The sequence below is a fragment of the Paenibacillus sp. HJGM_3 genome, from assembly GCF_045062745.1.
Taxonomy (GTDB): domain Bacteria; phylum Bacillota; class Bacilli; order Paenibacillales; family NBRC-103111; genus Paenibacillus_AA.
Map to the genome: position 1 here is coordinate 216,738 of NZ_JBJGED010000003.1, position 15,424 is coordinate 232,161.

Here is a 15,424-nt window from a genome sequence, read left to right on the forward strand (position 1 = left end):
GAAAAAATTTCCTCTGTTGGTCCCAAGTCACCCAATTTCAGCCCGTTTTTATGGAATAGCTGCAGATTTTTCTTTTATCAGCCTGGAAAAACGTAAGTTTCAGAGATTAACGGATATTTTTTCATCTGTTCTAAAATGACCCCATGCCTACAGATCCCCTGTTTCTTAACATTCTGAAACTTTTGCCCTCCACAACGTATTACTTACTTACTATCACTATGAACGGAAGGAGATGAACGGGCGATGGAGTTCTCAATGGACTTCTCTGCGCTATTCTGGTTTATTGCCGGTGTAGCGTGGCTGGTCGGCGGAGCTTGCGTGCTGCTGCCGAGCCGGAAGGAGTCGCATCGCTCGGTGCAGCCTTCCCGGACGGCCACGCCTGTGCCGGACCGCGCCTGGTTCCCCATCTCTCCAGGCAGGAGGATCTTCCGGCGCAAACAGCCCGGGGTTCGAGATTCCCGCTCCGATGAGGAAGCGGCTTCGGATACGAACGCGAGTGCACGGTTCGTAACGAAGTCATTCCGCAAAGGAGAATCTACAGATGTATACATGGTTTCACTCTATATCCGCCATCCTCGTTCCGCCGCTCTCCGGCCTTCATGCGTTAACACATGATTGGGGGATCGCCATCATTGCTCTGACCCTGCTCGTCAAGACGGGGCTGTCCTACTTCAACCTGCTGGTCGCCCGCCAGCAAGTCCGCAGCTCGGCGATGCAGCCGAAGCTGAAGGAGATGCGCGAGCGGCTCGCGTCCGCTCCGCAGCAATTGATGGCCGAGACGATGAAGCTCTACCAGGAGCATCGCGTCCGGCCCTTCCAGCCCTTCGTAGGGCTGCTCGTGCAAATGCCCGTCCTGATGGGCATGTACGGCTTGCTCGTGACGCACGGCAGCACGATGACGTCGGTCCTGCTGCCTTGGGCCGCCCATCTCGCCATGGCCGATCCGTACCACGTCGTCCCGCTGGCGACCGCTCTGTTCAGCTTCGTGACCGCGCTCATCCCGCTCACCGAAGCCTCAGCGTCGATGAACGCGGCCGTAACCTCCGGCGCGAGCCGCTGGGTGTTGGCGGCTGTAGTCGCGCTGCTCCCGCTGCTCTTCATGTGGCGGTCGCCGATCGCGCTCGGGCTGTATTGGATGGCCGGCACGGCGTTCGGGCTTCTGGAGCGCGGCTTCTACCGCACGCGGTGGGGGAGGGCTCTGCTCGCCAAGTGAGCCGGCTCTTGCCGGATAGCATACATTTTCCCCTTGTCGGCTCGTTCGATTTGGAGTAGTCTGTATCTGTTAGTAAACCCCACAAAGTGAAGTAGGCCTTCGTAGCTTATTCCTAATACTTTGCGGGGGCCCCGGGATTTAATAACGGACGGATCTGATAGAGACACCGCGCTTCAAGGGGAGGCACCTATGTTAGCGACGATTAATAGACAGCTGGAGAAGTGGCTTCCACTGCTCACACCGCTCAGCGTGATCACGGGCTTGCTGGCTTCGAACGTATTCTCGCATTTCACTTCGTGGGTTCCCTGGGTGTTCGCGTTCATGACGTTCGCCGGAAGCTTGAGTATGAATCTCAAGGATTTGCAGCGCGTCGTCCTGCATCCCTTGCCGATAATCGTGTTTATGATCAGCCAGCACCTCGTCATGCCGCTCATCGCCTGGGGGGCCGGACATCTAGCCTTCGGCGACAGCCCGCTTACGATTACGGGGCTGCTGCTCGTGTTGTGCATTCCGACCGGGATCGTGAGCTTCATGTGGGTGTCGATCTATAAAGGCCATACCGCGCTTACGCTCTCCATGATCTTGATCGATACGATGCTGTCTCCCTTTATCGTACCGTTCACGCTCTCCTTGCTCGTGGGGGCCAAAGTGCAGATGGATCCGATCGGGATGCTAACGCAGCTCGTCTGGATGGTTGTCGTGCCGTCGATCTTGGGTATGCTGCTCAATCAGCTCACGCGCGGTAAGGTGAAGACGACCGTCAGCCCGAAGCTCGCGCCGTTCTCGAAGATCGGACTGATCACAGTCATCATGATCAACAGCTCTTTCATCGCGCCATACATGACGGTCTGGAATCTCGACGTGCTCTACATTGCGCTCGTGTGCGTGTTCGTCGTATCGCTCGGGTACTGGTTCGGGCTCGCGATGGCGAAGCTGCTGGGGCTCGGCCGGGACATGACGGTGAGCATGGTGTTCAACTCCGGGATGCGCAACAACAGCGCGGGCGCGGTGCTCGCGATTACGTTCTTCCCGCCGGCGGTCGCCCTCCCGACGATCATCGGAATGCTGTGCCAGCAGATGCTCGCCTCGCTCTTCGGCTACTTGTTCTTCGGCCGTTCGCGCTTGTTGTCGGGGAAGCCGACCCGTCCATTGGAGCCGATCTCGGGCGACCTTGCGATCGGGATGGAGCGCAAGTAATCGTTCAATTGAAGCCAATTAAAAACCACAACGGTACCCACTTCGGTATCCGCTGTGGTTTTTTGTTGTCCTTTTTCTTGAACCTGTGGAAAAAATGGCTCCCCGCATGTATAATAATCAGTATGCATGATTATATATCAAACATACAGGTTGGAATAACGGAGGTAAGCCTGTGAATGTGAATTCGCTCCGCTACATGCAAGTGAAAGAGCAGCTGGTTCAGCTTATTGCTTCCTTGAAGCCGCACGACCGGCTGCCCTCGAGAACGATTTTATCCGAGACGTACCAGGCAGCCCGCACTACGATCGAGAGGGCGATCTCGGAACTAATCGGGGAAGGGCTGCTGTATGCGCGGGACGGCAGCGGTACATATGTTACGGAGAAGCCGACCGGCCGTACGATCGAACCCGACAAGGGAATCGCGAACTGGGGGCTGCTCATTCCCGATATTCTGCATTACATTTACCCGGGGATCGTGCGCGGAGTCAGCGATATTGCGAGCGACCGCGAGATCAATCTCATCATCTGTAATACAGATAACGAGTACGAGAAGCAGACGAAGTATATTCATAAGCTCGCCGGGAGCGGGGTGCAGGGGGTCGTGATCGTACCGGCCATCAGCGGAACCGTCGACTTGAACCCCTTCTACAGGCTGCAGGAAGCCGACATACCGTTCGTGTTTTGCCACCGCTTCGTAGAAGGAATTCAAGCACCCAGAGTCATTTCGAACAATTTTTATGCCGGGTACATTGCGACCAAGCACCTGATTGCGAACGGATATGAGCGGATCGCCTATATTTCCAGGCCCGTCTATTCCACATCGTCGGAGCGGTACCAAGGGTATGTCAGCGCCTTGATGGAAGCGAACATACAGGTTCGCACGGAATGGGTCCTCTTCGAACCCACCTTCGAGACCGAAGGGGAGGGCTACATCAGCGCTCAGCGTATGCTCCGGATGGAGGAAAGACCGGATGCGATCTTTTGCTTCAATGACGGGATCGCCAAGGGCGTCTGCGATGCGGCGGCCGAAATGGGGCTTGCGGTCGGTTCGGAGATCGGTGTTGTAGGTTGTGACAATACGAATATTTGCGAGACGCTCCCCATTAAGCTGACATCCGTCAAATTCCAAACCTACGAGATGGGGGCGCTCGCCGCACAGCTGCTTCAAGAGAGACCTTCGCAAGACAACCAGACCGTAGTGCTTCAGCCGGAATTATGGATCCGAGAAAGCTCTTTAAAGAACTGATGGAGTGGGGTGGGAACGTCATGACCGGAATACGGATTCCGTGGTTCGGCCGGATGAACCGAAGAACGTTTTATCTGAAGCTCATTATGACGACGATCTTGATTGCCGTAATTCCAACACTGATTTCCAATCTAGTGGCTTACAACAAAGTTTCAACAACGTTCGAGCAGGAGACGGGGAGAAGCAAGCAGCAATATTTGAACCAGACGATCAATGCGATCGAAATCGTGCTGAAGCGGATCAAGGATAATGCCCAGCTGCTGGGGCTCAGCCAATCGTTTCAAGATTTCGAGCGGTTTCCGAACATCGGCTACTATGAGAGCCTGAGTGGTGAAATTCCGCCGGAAGACTTGCCCATGCTCTATAGCTATCTGGAAACGAAGAAAAATGCGCTCTATACGCTCAATGCGTTTAAAATGTCCAATGAATTCGTGGATTCCGTCTATTTCTATGACAGCAGCAAAAGCCTCGTCATCACTTCGGAGAACGGCGGCTTCAACCGTCAGTTTCCTCTGCAGTCGTTTTACGATACCGAGTGGTACGAAGCATTAGCCGGTGGGACGGATAACCCGTTTATCCTGGATACCCGAACGGTGCAGCAAGGTCAGTCGATCCCTAAGAGCTTGCTCTCCATCGTCTACAAATCGGCCAAAAAAGGGAATGCCCTCATCATTAATCTGGACGCGACCATGATCTATTCGGAAATCGTGGACAAACTGAACCTCCAGGATCATATTTTTGCGGTTTCCTCCAGCGGAACCATCATGCTGCACAGCGAGCCGCTCCAAATTCAGAAGCCATTGACAAGCCTTGTACCGGAGAATGAATCGATTCTGGGGAATACAGGCTCTTATGTGACCGAGCGGGATAAGCAACAAATGTTGGTCAGCTATGCCACATCGCCGCTGCTGCAATGGACCTTTGTCAATCTCACAGATTTGAAAGCGCTTTCCGGTGAAACCCTGTCGATCAAGCAGACGATCATATGGTCGGCGCTGCTTCTGATTCTGTTCTCCATGGCGTTGTCCTACATTTCCTCCCGGAGCTTGTACAAGCCGATATCGCGTCTCAATGCCCTTACAGGCGCCAGGCTGGAGCGGAAGTCGGAGCACAACGATGAAATTCATCGCATCGGGAGCTTCGTTCAGTCGACGATCGACGAGCGGGACTACTATAAGGAGAAGCTGGAGGAAAGCCTGCCGTTTTACCGGGAACAATTCAAATATTCGCTGCTGCACAAGCACTCCCTGACCCTGGATGAGATAGAGAAGAAGAAGGCGTACCTCGGCATCGAGATCGGTTCGCATGACCTCGTACTGCTGCTGCTCATGCTGGAAGACGGCTCGAACCGGCACTCGGAGCCCGATGTGATCTCCGGCGATCTCTATATGATGCGGGTGATGGATGCGATTCAGAACAGCCGTGCGATCCAGGTGAGCTATTTTCTCGTGCATGCCGAAAAAGATAAAATTGCGATCGTGCTGAGCGGGTGCGGAACCGACTGTCAGCAGGTGGAGCAGCTAGCTCAACATTTACTCGACGAACTGAAAGCGGAGCTGCAGGCAGACTTTACGATCGGGGTAGGGCGCGTCTGCCCTTCGATACAGGACCTTCCTCAAGCTTACGAAGAGTCGCTCGAAGCGTTGAAATACCGAATGATATACGGTAAAGGCAATGTGATCTCCGTCGACGAGATCGGGATCGATACCGGGAGCGATTTCAGTTATCCGAAGCAGAAGGCCGAGCTCCTGCTCTCCCACATCAAGACGGCGCGTGAAGCCGAAGCGCTGCGCATCTTCGAAGAGATCGTAGCCGAGATCAGCGACCATAGAACGAGGCTGCATTACAATCAGATTCAACCGCTGTTCGTGCAGCTGCTGACGGAGTTTATGAATACCTACAACCAGCTGGGGGCCGATATCCGGGCCATCTTCGGAGGCGGGGCGGACCCCTATCGGGAGCTGCTCGATCAGGAATCCCTGGATAAGATCAGCCGATGGTTCCGCTCGCTAATCCACTCTACAACCGTCTATATCGAACAGGAACTGAATGCGAAAGGGAACCATCATATCGCCAGAGTGATCGAAATTCTCGAACGGGATTACAACCGGGACATTTCCTTGAACTCCGTGGGGGAGCAGCTGAACTTGAATCCCGCCTACATCAGCCGGCTATTCAAACAAATTACGGGACAGCCGTTCGTGGAGTACTTGAAGCGCGTCCGGATCGAGAAGAGCAAGGAGCTGTTGTCGCAGAGCAACATGAAGATCAATGAGGTCAGCAAGCAAGTAGGCTACGAGAACTCGTATTATTTCATAAAAGTGTTCAAGGACATGATGGGACTCACCCCCGGCGAATACAAAAAACTGGTCGGTTCCTGATATAAGGATATTACGTTTTTGACATGTAGAAATCGTTGTACGGAAGTGCAATTTTTATTATATGAAGCGCTTCCATCGGATGCTATTTTAGCACTGAGCAAGGTTTGGCTCTTCGTTGCCGTGGCCTTGCAGATTATATAGATAGGGAGGATCAACCGCATGAAAAAGAAAGCGATCAGCATGGGCGTCATTACTGCACTGGCGGCTTCTACACTTGCTGCCTGTTCCAGTACGAGCGAGGGCGATGCCAAGAGCAGTCCGGACTCGTCCAAGACGGCCGATAAGGCCATTCACAAAATTTACATCTATCAAAATACCGGCGCCTTGAACCAGAAGCCTGAGGGGAGCGTTCCCGATAAGCTGGAGGAAATGAAAAAAATGTACATGGAGAAGCTCAAAATCGAGCCGATCGCCATCGTACCGCCTAAGGGAGCGGAAGCGGAGAAGCTGAACCTGCTCTTGGGGTCCAATGACGAAATCGATACCTTCCAGGGGAATTGGGACGACTATGCCTCGAAAGGTGCGATTATCCCACTCAATGACCTGCTCGACAAGTACGGGCAGGACATCAAGAAGGCTTGGCCGGAGAAAGCCTGGGAGTATATGAAAGATAAGGACGGGAAAATCTGGGGCATCCCGCGGGGCGAACCGGCCGTCCATTATCCGATCTGGCTCCGCTCGGATTGGCTGAAAAAATTGAACCTGCAGGTTCCGAAGACGATCGATGAGCTGGAGGCCGTGCTGAAAGCCTTTAAAGAGAAAGATCCTGACGGGAACGGCAAAGACGATACGATCCCGATGATCACGGATCTTAACGGGATTAAGAATGCCCTGATGGGCGGATTCACGGAGTATGGAAACAGCAACTGGTTCGATGCGGCGGATCAGAAGCTGAAGCCGGTGGAGCTCGCTCCCGGGTTCAAGGATTTCGTGGCCAAGATGGCGGACTGGTACCAGAAAGGGTACATCTACAAAGAATCATTCGCCAAGTTCGATCCGCTCGAGCTGCTGAAGACGAACCGGGTAGGCACTTCGTCCCTGTGGTATTCCCGGATCACGCTGCTGTTCCCGCAAATCAAGCCTACCCTGCCGCCTGAGGCTGATTATATAAAGACGACGGATATCACGGGGCCGAAAGGCAAAATAATGACCGCCTCACCGGGTAGCACGGGGGCCATGGTCATTACGAAGAAGGCGAAGCATCCGGAAGACGTGATGAAGTTCATTAACTATCAATATCAGGACATCCCGACCAATCATCTGACCGCCGCCTTCGGGACGAACTGGAACTATATCGGCAACAGCAAATTCGATATCGAATTGAAGGAGAAAGAGCTGCAATACGCAGGCGAATATATGGTTTCTCTGGGAACGGCCACCGAGCTGAAGTATGCGTTCCAGGATCCGGTTAAGAAAATGCACGCCGATTATTTGACGAAAGACGCCTTAAAGGTGGAAGTCGCGAAAATGCCGATGGATGCTACGATCATGTACGACAAGCAAAAGCTGGCCGACAACATCCCGACCCTGAGCGATATCAACCGCTTGAGAAGCGAAGAATTGGTTAAATTCGTGACCGGCGCAAGACCCTTGAGCGAGTTCGACAAATATATCGACCAGCTCAATAAGGCCGGCCTCGACAAGTGGATCGCGGAATACACGAGACAGTATAACGAGAAGAAAAAGAAGTAATTGGAAGAAGCCCTGTTCCACGGCGGCTTGTGCCGAACCTTTTCGGTCCCAGGCTGCCGTGAATCGGGGTAGAAAGGAGGAGAGCCTATGCCACCCGCGAATGCAGCGATATCCGAATCCTCCCGTACTGAGCGTGCTGCCAAAAGGAGGCTGTGGCCGGCCGTTAAGATTCACCGATTTTATTATTACTTGATCCTGCCCGGCCTGCTTTACTTTTTGATTTTCGACTATATCCCGATGTTCGGTGTCATCATTGCGTTCAAGGATATCTCCCCGTTTGAGGGCGTGAGCGCGATTTTTACGAGCGAATGGGTCGGGTTCAAACATTTTGTCCGGTTCTGGAACTCGTACTACTTTTGGAATGTGATGCGGAACACGCTGTTGATCAGCGGCTATAAGCTGTTTTTCGGATTCCCCGCTTCCATCCTGCTGGCGCTGCTGCTGAACGAGTTGAGATCCGCCGTGTACAAGAGGATCGTACAGACAATTTCATATTTGCCGCATTTCATCTCTACCGTTGTTGTCGCCGGGTTGACCATGATGGTGCTGTCGACCGACAGCGGGTTGGTCAATTCGATCCTCGTTTATTTTGGCCGTGAGCCGATTCATTTCCTGGGAGATCCCGATTACTTCCGCAGCATTCTGGTCATTTCCCACGTCTGGCAGTCCATCGGCTGGGGCAGCATCCTGTATTTGGCGGCGATGACGGGGATCGATCCCGGCTTGTACGAAGCGGCGCGAATGGACGGGGCCAGCCGGGTGCGCCAGGCATGGCACATTACGCTGCCGGGCATTACCCCGGTGATCGTAATCATGCTCATTCTGTCGATCGGCGGTCTGCTGAATGCCGGATTCGAGAAAGTGCTGCTGCTGTATTCCCCCGCGGTGTACGGCGTGTCGGACATCATCGACACCTATGTGTATCGGGAAGGCTTGACGAAGCTCAACTACTCCTTCGCGGCCGCTGTCGGATTGTTCAAGAACATCTTGGCTATGTTCCTCATTCTGGGAGCGAACTATATCGCCAAAAAAATGAACCAGACAGGCATCTGGTAGGAGTGACCGACTATGCGTACATGGAAACCTACCGTTGGCGAACGCACATTCGATGTGTTCAATGTCGTGCTGCTGGCCGTGCTGTCCTTGTTGTTTATCATCCCTTTCCTGGCTGTGTTGTCCACTTCGTTCATAAGCGCCGAGGAATCGATGAGGCGGGGGGCGTTCGTCCTTGTTCCGGAAAAGCTTGATTTTGGCGCCTACGAGATGCTCCTGAGCCGCGGAATGATCATCTACAACGCATACAAAGTGACCTTGTTTCGGGTCCTTGTAGGCACGTTCCTCAATTTGCTGTTCACCGCGACCTTGGCTTACGGTTTGTCACGCAGGACGCTTCCCGGCCGCAACGTATTCGTGTTGATTATTTTTCTCACGATGATTTTTCATGGAGGCCTTATTCCGAACTATATGCTGATCGATAAGCTGGGGTTGAAGGACTCGCTGTGGGTTCTGATCCTGCCCGGACTGATCAGCGCCTGGAACTTGTTCATCATGCGCAATTTCTTCATGACGCTGCCGGAGGAATTGGAAGAATCCGCGGTTATCGACGGCGCTACGCCGGCCTTGATCCTGTGGAAAATCATCGTGCCTCTGTCCATGCCGGCCATCGCGACGATCGGACTATTCTACGCCGTCCACCATTGGAACGATTGGTTCGGAGCTTCCATCTACATTAACGATCAGAGCAAGCAGCCGATCCAAGTGGTGATGCGCAATATTTTGCTGACCGGCCTTGTCCATGATGAAACGCAGATCGAATACATCAAGGATCCGCCTCCGGCGGCTGCTTTGAAGTCGGCGGTCATTATTATCAGCACGGTTCCGATTTTGGTCGTGTACCCGTTTATTCAAAAGTACTTCGTCAAAGGCGTCCTGGTGGGATCCATCAAGGGATAGTTGGCGCCGATATCGGGGTTCGGAAGGAGAGACTGACATGCTGCAGACGCAAACTTTATTCGTTTCGGGAGAGAACGGCTATCACACGTATCGAATCCCCGCCATTCTGACAACGGGGAAGGGAACGATACTCGCCTTTTGCGAGGCGAGGCGGAATGGCGGAGGCGATGCCGGCGACATCGATGTCGTCCTGCGCCGCAGCTTCGATCAGGGAGAGACGTGGGAGCCGGTTCAGGTGATCGCGGACAATGGTTCCGACACGATCGGCAATCCGTGCCCGGTCCAGGATCGGGAGACGGGGACCGTCTGGCTCTTGCTGTGCACGAATGCGGAGGATGGGCATGAGCGCGATATACTTGCCGGGAAAGCGGCTAGAGGCGTGTGCGTGATGAAGAGCGACGACGACGGTGCGACTTGGTCTACGCCTCTTGATATTACCGCGGATGTGAAGCGGCCGGATTGGACCTGGTATGCAACGGGTCCCTGTCATGGCGTGCAGCTCCGGAGCGGCCGCCTGCTCATCCCGTGCAATCATGCTATGCTGGATCCCGCCGAGGAGCGGTCGGGGCCTTATCATTCGCATGTCATCTATAGCGACGATCATGGGGCGAGCTGGCGGATCGGAGGCATCGTCGGGGCTATGACGAACGAATGCGCGGTGGCGGAGCTTCCCGATGGCTCGGTGTACATCAATATGCGAAGCTATCATGGGGTGAACAGACGGGCGTTCGCGTGCAGCAGGGACGGCGGCTTGTCGTGGTCAGAGATGTCGATGGACGAAGCGTTGGTCGAGCCCGTCTGTCAAGGCAGCGTGATCGAGGACGGCCTGGGAGGGATTCTGTTCTCCAATCCGGCCAGCACGACGAGGGAAAAGTTAACGGTGCAAATTAGTCTCGACGGCTGCCGGACCTGGACCGCGCAGCAAGTGGTGCATCCCGGACCGTCGGCTTACTCCGATTTGGCAGTCTTGGGAGACGGAACGGTGCTTTGTTTGTATGAATGCGGAGAGAACCGGCCTTATGAACGGATCGCCTTAGCGCGTTTTCCGGCAGGGACATTTCGAAAGGCGAAGCTAGGATGAGGAAGGAGCCAGTGATGGAGAGCATGATGAGTATTGCGACAGATCCGAAAAGTAAATATCGCGGCGTGTTCACGGCATTGGTCACCCCAATGGATAAGGACGGGCGTCTCGATCCGGAATCGCTCGAACGGTTGGTCGAGCATCAAATCGCGCAAGGGATTCGCGGGTTCTATGTCGGGGGAAGCACCGGGGAAGGCTTCTTGCTCACGAGTGAAGAGAGAATGGCTGTGCTCGAGACGGTCGTTCAAGCGGCCAGAGGCCGCGTGACCGTCATCTCCCACGTGGGATGTATCAGCACGAAGGAAAGCATCCGGCTGGCCCGTCATGCCGAACAACTCGGGGTGGATGCGATATCCGCCGTCGTGCCGTTTTATTACAAAGTTGGTCCTGGTGAAATTCAAGACCACTATCAGGCCATCATGTCGGCGGTCTCGCTGCCGATGATCGTGTATCACTTCCCGGGCGCGACCGGAGTCCAACTGTCTCTCGGCTTCTATGAAGAGATGGCGCGCCATCCGCAATGTATCGGCGTTAAATTCACATCGTTAAATTTGTTCGAGATGCAGCAAATCCGCGAACGTTGCGGAAAAGAGTTCCTCATCTGGAACGGCCATGACGAAGTGTACGCGGGAGGCGCTCTCATGGGAGCGGATGGGGCGATCGGCAGCACCTTCAATATGATGCCGGCCTTGTTCACGAAGCTGTATCAGCATCATAACCGTGGGGAATACAGCCAGGTTCAGCTCCTGCAGGCTCAAGCGAATGCCGTCATTGCGCACATGTTGAAGTACGATGTGATTCCATACGAGAAATATATGCTGTATTTGCAAGGCATCATCCGCAACCCGGCCGTAAGGATGCCGCTCAAGCAGTTTACATCCGGTGAACGGACGGAGCTCGAGGCGTTTTACTCTGCATCGAAAGTTCTGGTTCACCCGCAGCCTTAGCGGCCTGAAAACAAATCGCCCTCCCTTAGCCGGCTTGGCTAAGCGGAGGGCGACTTTTTTGTATCCGTCCGGTGATCGGAACGTAGTTCCGCTAATTGGATTAAAATCTCTCTAAGGGAGGGTGAAGGAGAACGTCATTCCCTTAATCTCTTCATATCCCGCTCATATAAACCGATTCCTCCGGAATAGTGGAATCACGTTCCCTTGAGGTAGCGATTTCTCTGTTCTCGAGGGGGATAGCGGAACCTCGTTCCGTACCAACTTCCATTAAGGCTTTATGTTAACCCGAGCAGACGTGCGAGAGTGGGAACTTAGCGGTTCGTACATAAAAGCGTGAAACAAGGCATTGGAGTTAACGTTTCCTGAATCGGCATATAAGCTACCACTAAGGACGAACCCGCTTCCCCGAAATACTTCGATAGAAGCTTATTTTACTTCGTCCTAGTCCCCTTATACGGCGCACAAGACTGCCGCTCGATGAGCTGAGTGGAAATCAGCATTTGCTTGGGAGGGACCTTCGAGTTCTCGAGAAGATCGATCAGCACTTTGGCCGACAAATTGCCGAGGGCCTCCTTATCCTGCTTGATGACGGTGATAGGAGGATTCTCGTAAGGGAACGCGGAGAAATCGTCAAAGACTAGCAGGGAAACATCGTCGGGGATTCGTTTTCCCGCCAAACGCAAATGATGGATAATCGAAATCCCGGCCCTGGCATTAATGGCGAAGATCGCGCTAGGATTCAGTTCAGCCAGCTTGGCCCAGCTAGGGTCGTTTGGGTCGAACGGGTCGGAGATTTGCACACTTCGCGTTTCGATATCGGTTAGCCCTGCATTTTTGGCTTGCGAGAAAAATCCGTTGGCTCGATCCAGTTCCCAGTGCGGCGGGGTGTGCAGACTGACGAGCGCCAGATCGGGATGTCCTAGACCGAGCAAATATTCAGCCGCCATTCTCCCGCCGTTGTAGTTATCGGAGCACACATTGTACAGCTGATTATCGAATCCGACAACCTTCCGGTCTCCTACGAACACCATCGGAAACCGCATCTCCATTAACCTGCCGAACCCATTCAGATTAGCCGTGCGGGAAAGGACAATAATGCCTTCTACACCGGTACGCATTACTTTATCCGCAACATCATCGTTGAAATCTTCGCCTATCCGCCAATGAATCCCTATAAAAACTACATCATAGCCATTGTTCGAAGCGTCCTCGGAAATGCCTAATAAAGTATCTCGGAAAAAATCTTTCTCGAAATCCGGATTTTCGCTAAAATACAAAATCCCAATGGAGCGGTTTCGAATTTGCTTAGCCGATTCGATTTTGTCTATGTTATAGCCGATGCTTTTGGCGATATTTCGAATTTTGAATTTGGTGTTCGATGAAATCTTGGCGCTGTCCGATAAGGCTAGGGAGACCGTGGCTTTGGAAACTCCGGCGATCTTAGCGATATCCTCATATGTCGGCATGATCTTGTTCTCCTTAGGTATTGTGCTACTACATATCATACTTGATGTTTGTTAACTAATCAAATAAACATTTTAACCTAATCATTTAACAGACATAAAATTGTTAACCTGGTGTTAACCTTGATTACCGGTAATATAAGCCGTTCATCTAACGATCAAAAATAAAAATGTGTTGAAAACGCATCCAGTCTCATGTACTATGTGTTTAGGTTAACGAAGTAAACATTAGGTTAACAAGTTAACAAAACATCAAGGGCTTCTTATTTCCAGAAGGGAGACAAAGGGTAATGTCGATTCACAGTACGGAGGTTGTCATTTTGGGAGCAACGCCTGGGGGAATTGGTGCGGCTCTTGCTGCGGCAAGACGGGGGAGGCAAACGGTATTGATCGAACCCAGCGCTTATTATGGCGGACTCATGACTAGCGGTCTCGGAATGACGGATATTCACTCTCTGGATGCGGCAGGGTCGGTATTCAGGGAATATGCCGGCAAGGTACTCGCCTATTACACAGAAACTTATGGACCGGATTCGGAGCAAGTCGTCCATTGCCGCAAAGGGCTGCGGTTCGAGCCGTCCGTGGCCAAGCGGCTGCTCAGGGACATGCTGAACGCGGAACCGAACTTAACACTACTCCTTTCCCATGAGCTCGCCTCTGTTGAAATGGATGGAAACAGCCTTCACGCTATTACCGTACATCCGTTGAACGGAGGGGAGAACGTAACCTATAAGGCCCGTGTCTTCATCGATGCGACATATGAGGGAGACCTGGCCGCCAAGTCGGGCGTTTCTTATTCCCTAGGACGGGAATCCCGGGACGAGTGGAACGAGGAATACGCCGGGAAATTGTATCAGGTGTTCAGGACCAAGGAAATTTTGCCGGGCAGCACCGGGGAAGGCGATGAATGGATCCAGGCGTATAATTTTCGGCTGTGTCTGACCAAGAATCCTGATAATCAAGTCCCCTTCCGAAAACCGGCCAACTACAACCGGGCGGATTACAGCAGCCTCGTGGACGATGTGCTTGCGGGAAGACAGAAAGCGATTAATGAAGTGATTAATATCGTACAGATCCCGAATGGAAAATCGGATACCAACAATCATCACAACTGCATGTTGTCTACCGACTTGCCGGAGGAAAATTTGAATTATCCGGAGGGCAGCCGAGAAGAAAGGGAGCGCATTGTCAAGCGGCATAGGGAGTACATACAGGGATTGCTGTGGTTCTTGCAAAATGACGAGGAGCTGCCTGCCGGGTTCCGCGAAGATGCCCGACAATGGGGGTATGCGGCGGATGAATTCGAAGACACGGACCACTTCCCCCCGCAAATGTACGTTCGGGAAGCGCGCCGGATTCATGGAGAGTACGTGTTCACGGAGAATGACGCCAGGCTGGCGCCGGGCTTGGGCCGAGCGCCTATCCATTACGACAGTATAGCGGCTGGAGACTACGGAATCGATTCACACGCCGCTCGCAAACGCGATCGGACCGGAGGCCATCTCTCCCTGGAAGGGTTTATGGCGATTGGCTGGATTACAGAGATTTATCAAGTTCCCTACGGCGTGATGGTCCCCCAGAGAATCGACAACCTGCTTGTGCCGGTGGCCGTCTCCGCGACTCATATGGGGCTCGGCACGATCCGCATGGAGCCTTGCTGGATGCAGATGGGTTATGCCGCCGGGGTTGCGGCGGATGTAAGCCTCTCCTCCGAGGTTACGGTACGCCGCATCTCGATCGACCGGCTGCAGGACGAGTTGCTGCGCGACAACCAGGTCATCACTTATTTCAAGGATGTCGAGCTGGGAACGGAAACAAGTAAAGCGGCCCAGTATTTCGGGACCAAAGGGTTCATTACGAGCTATAACGCCGAATTGGGAGAGCCCATCACTGTAGCCGAAGCATCACGTTGGGTGAGTACGGCAAGAAGATTCGAAGGCGGCAACAGGATGCCTTGTTTGCCCGCCACAAACGGGATCTTGCCTGCGGGAACAGACATGGGGCCGAGAAATCCGAAAGCGGATGATCTCTCGCCATCCGAATATTGGGAGGTGAACCCGTTATTAAGCCGATCGATGGTTCGAAGATGGTCACGTGTTGCCGCCAAAGCACTTGGGGTGAACATTTCGGATCAATTGTCGGAAGAACGTGAAACCGTTACCAGAGGGGAATTACTGGTCGTGCTGTATACGTTGTTGAGAAACGCAAGAGCTATATAAATCATAATCGGGGTGATTTGGGTGCGGGTATG

Annotated in this window: 12 protein-coding genes; 11 read left to right on the top strand and 1 reads right to left on the bottom strand. The window is 53.3% G+C overall.

The annotated features are described in order from the left end of the window. The first annotated feature begins 243 nt into the window (after positions 1-243). The 10 genes from ACI5FR_RS05050 (at position 244) to ACI5FR_RS05095 (ending at position 11,710) form a co-directional block, all read left to right on the top strand. Positions 244-615, top strand: a complete 372-nt coding sequence (locus ACI5FR_RS05050; RefSeq protein WP_405451155.1) for a hypothetical protein — start codon at positions 244-246, stop codon at positions 613-615. Continuing rightward, a complete protein-coding gene (locus ACI5FR_RS05055) occupies positions 542-1,213 on the top strand; it encodes a YidC/Oxa1 family membrane protein insertase (protein ID WP_405451158.1) in 672 nt (223 codons plus the stop codon). The genes ACI5FR_RS05050 and ACI5FR_RS05055 overlap by 74 nt, the downstream gene beginning before the upstream one ends. A 189-nt stretch (positions 1,214-1,402) precedes the next feature. Continuing rightward, positions 1,403-2,410 carry a bile acid:sodium symporter family protein gene (locus tag ACI5FR_RS05060; protein ID WP_405451161.1) on the top strand — a complete coding sequence of 336 codons (1,008 nt, stop codon included), beginning with the start codon at positions 1,403-1,405 and terminating at the stop codon, positions 2,408-2,410. A 172-nt stretch (positions 2,411-2,582) separates the two neighbouring features. Continuing rightward, positions 2,583-3,656 (top strand): GntR family transcriptional regulator, encoded by a 1,074-nt coding sequence (locus ACI5FR_RS05065; RefSeq protein ID WP_405451163.1) that lies wholly within the window; start codon positions 2,583-2,585, stop codon positions 3,654-3,656. 20 nt (positions 3,657-3,676) lie between these two features. Then, the gene (locus tag ACI5FR_RS05070) at positions 3,677-6,037 is read left to right on the top strand and encodes a helix-turn-helix domain-containing protein (RefSeq protein WP_405451166.1); all 2,361 of its coding nucleotides are present in this window, start codon (positions 3,677-3,679) and stop codon (positions 6,035-6,037) included. A gap of 159 nt (positions 6,038-6,196) precedes the next feature. Continuing rightward, positions 6,197-7,729: an extracellular solute-binding protein gene (locus ACI5FR_RS05075; RefSeq protein WP_405451169.1), complete on the top strand. Its 1,533-nt coding sequence runs from the start codon at positions 6,197-6,199 to the stop codon at positions 7,727-7,729. Between the two features lie 87 nt (positions 7,730-7,816). After that, positions 7,817-8,785 carry an ABC transporter permease gene (locus ACI5FR_RS05080; RefSeq protein ID WP_405451171.1) on the top strand — a complete coding sequence of 323 codons (969 nt, stop codon included), beginning with the start codon at positions 7,817-7,819 and terminating at the stop codon, positions 8,783-8,785. Positions 8,786-8,797: 12 nt separating this feature from the next. Beyond that, positions 8,798-9,682, top strand: a complete 885-nt coding sequence (locus ACI5FR_RS05085; RefSeq protein WP_405451174.1) for a carbohydrate ABC transporter permease — start codon at positions 8,798-8,800, stop codon at positions 9,680-9,682. Positions 9,683-9,719: 37 nt separating this feature from the next. Next, positions 9,720-10,763: a sialidase family protein gene (locus ACI5FR_RS05090; protein WP_405451177.1), complete on the top strand. Its 1,044-nt coding sequence runs from the start codon at positions 9,720-9,722 to the stop codon at positions 10,761-10,763. Next, a complete protein-coding gene (locus ACI5FR_RS05095) occupies positions 10,760-11,710 on the top strand; it encodes an N-acetylneuraminate lyase (RefSeq protein ID WP_405451179.1) in 951 nt (316 codons plus the stop codon). The genes ACI5FR_RS05090 and ACI5FR_RS05095 overlap by 4 nt, the downstream gene beginning before the upstream one ends. 431 nt (positions 11,711-12,141) lie before the next feature. Here the strand turns inward: ACI5FR_RS05095 and ACI5FR_RS05100 are convergent, their stop codons facing one another. Then, entirely contained in the window at positions 12,142-13,176 is a 1,035-nt protein-coding gene (locus ACI5FR_RS05100) for a LacI family DNA-binding transcriptional regulator (RefSeq protein WP_405451182.1), read from the bottom strand. A gap of 287 nt (positions 13,177-13,463) precedes the next feature. Here ACI5FR_RS05100 and ACI5FR_RS05105 point away from each other — a divergent pair, with 287 nt between their 5' ends. Continuing rightward, positions 13,464-15,392, top strand: a complete 1,929-nt coding sequence (locus ACI5FR_RS05105; protein ID WP_405451185.1) for an FAD-dependent oxidoreductase — start codon at positions 13,464-13,466, stop codon at positions 15,390-15,392. Positions 15,393-15,424: the final 32 nt, after the last annotated feature.

Excerpts from the sequence above, each read along its gene's own strand:
- ACI5FR_RS05095 (WP_405451179.1), top strand. The coding sequence starts at position 10,760 with ATGAGGAAGGAGCCAGTGATGGAGAGCATGATGAGTATTGCGACAGAT.
- ACI5FR_RS05070 (WP_405451166.1), top strand. The coding sequence starts at position 3,677 with ATGACCGGAATACGGATTCCGTGGTTCGGCCGGATGAACCGAAGAACG.
- ACI5FR_RS05060 (WP_405451161.1), top strand. The coding sequence starts at position 1,403 with ATGTTAGCGACGATTAATAGACAGCTGGAGAAGTGGCTTCCACTGCTC.
- ACI5FR_RS05050 (WP_405451155.1), top strand. The coding sequence starts at position 244 with ATGGAGTTCTCAATGGACTTCTCTGCGCTATTCTGGTTTATTGCCGGT.
- ACI5FR_RS05085 (WP_405451174.1), top strand. The coding sequence starts at position 8,798 with ATGCGTACATGGAAACCTACCGTTGGCGAACGCACATTCGATGTGTTC.
- ACI5FR_RS05105 (WP_405451185.1), top strand. The coding sequence starts at position 13,464 with ATGTCGATTCACAGTACGGAGGTTGTCATTTTGGGAGCAACGCCTGGG.
- ACI5FR_RS05090 (WP_405451177.1), top strand. The coding sequence starts at position 9,720 with ATGCTGCAGACGCAAACTTTATTCGTTTCGGGAGAGAACGGCTATCAC.
- ACI5FR_RS05055 (WP_405451158.1), top strand. The coding sequence starts at position 542 with ATGTATACATGGTTTCACTCTATATCCGCCATCCTCGTTCCGCCGCTC.
- ACI5FR_RS05080 (WP_405451171.1), top strand. The coding sequence starts at position 7,817 with ATGCCACCCGCGAATGCAGCGATATCCGAATCCTCCCGTACTGAGCGT.
- ACI5FR_RS05100 (WP_405451182.1), bottom strand. The coding sequence starts at position 13,176 with ATGCCGACATATGAGGATATCGCTAAGATCGCCGGAGTTTCCAAAGCC.
- ACI5FR_RS05075 (WP_405451169.1), top strand. The coding sequence starts at position 6,197 with ATGAAAAAGAAAGCGATCAGCATGGGCGTCATTACTGCACTGGCGGCT.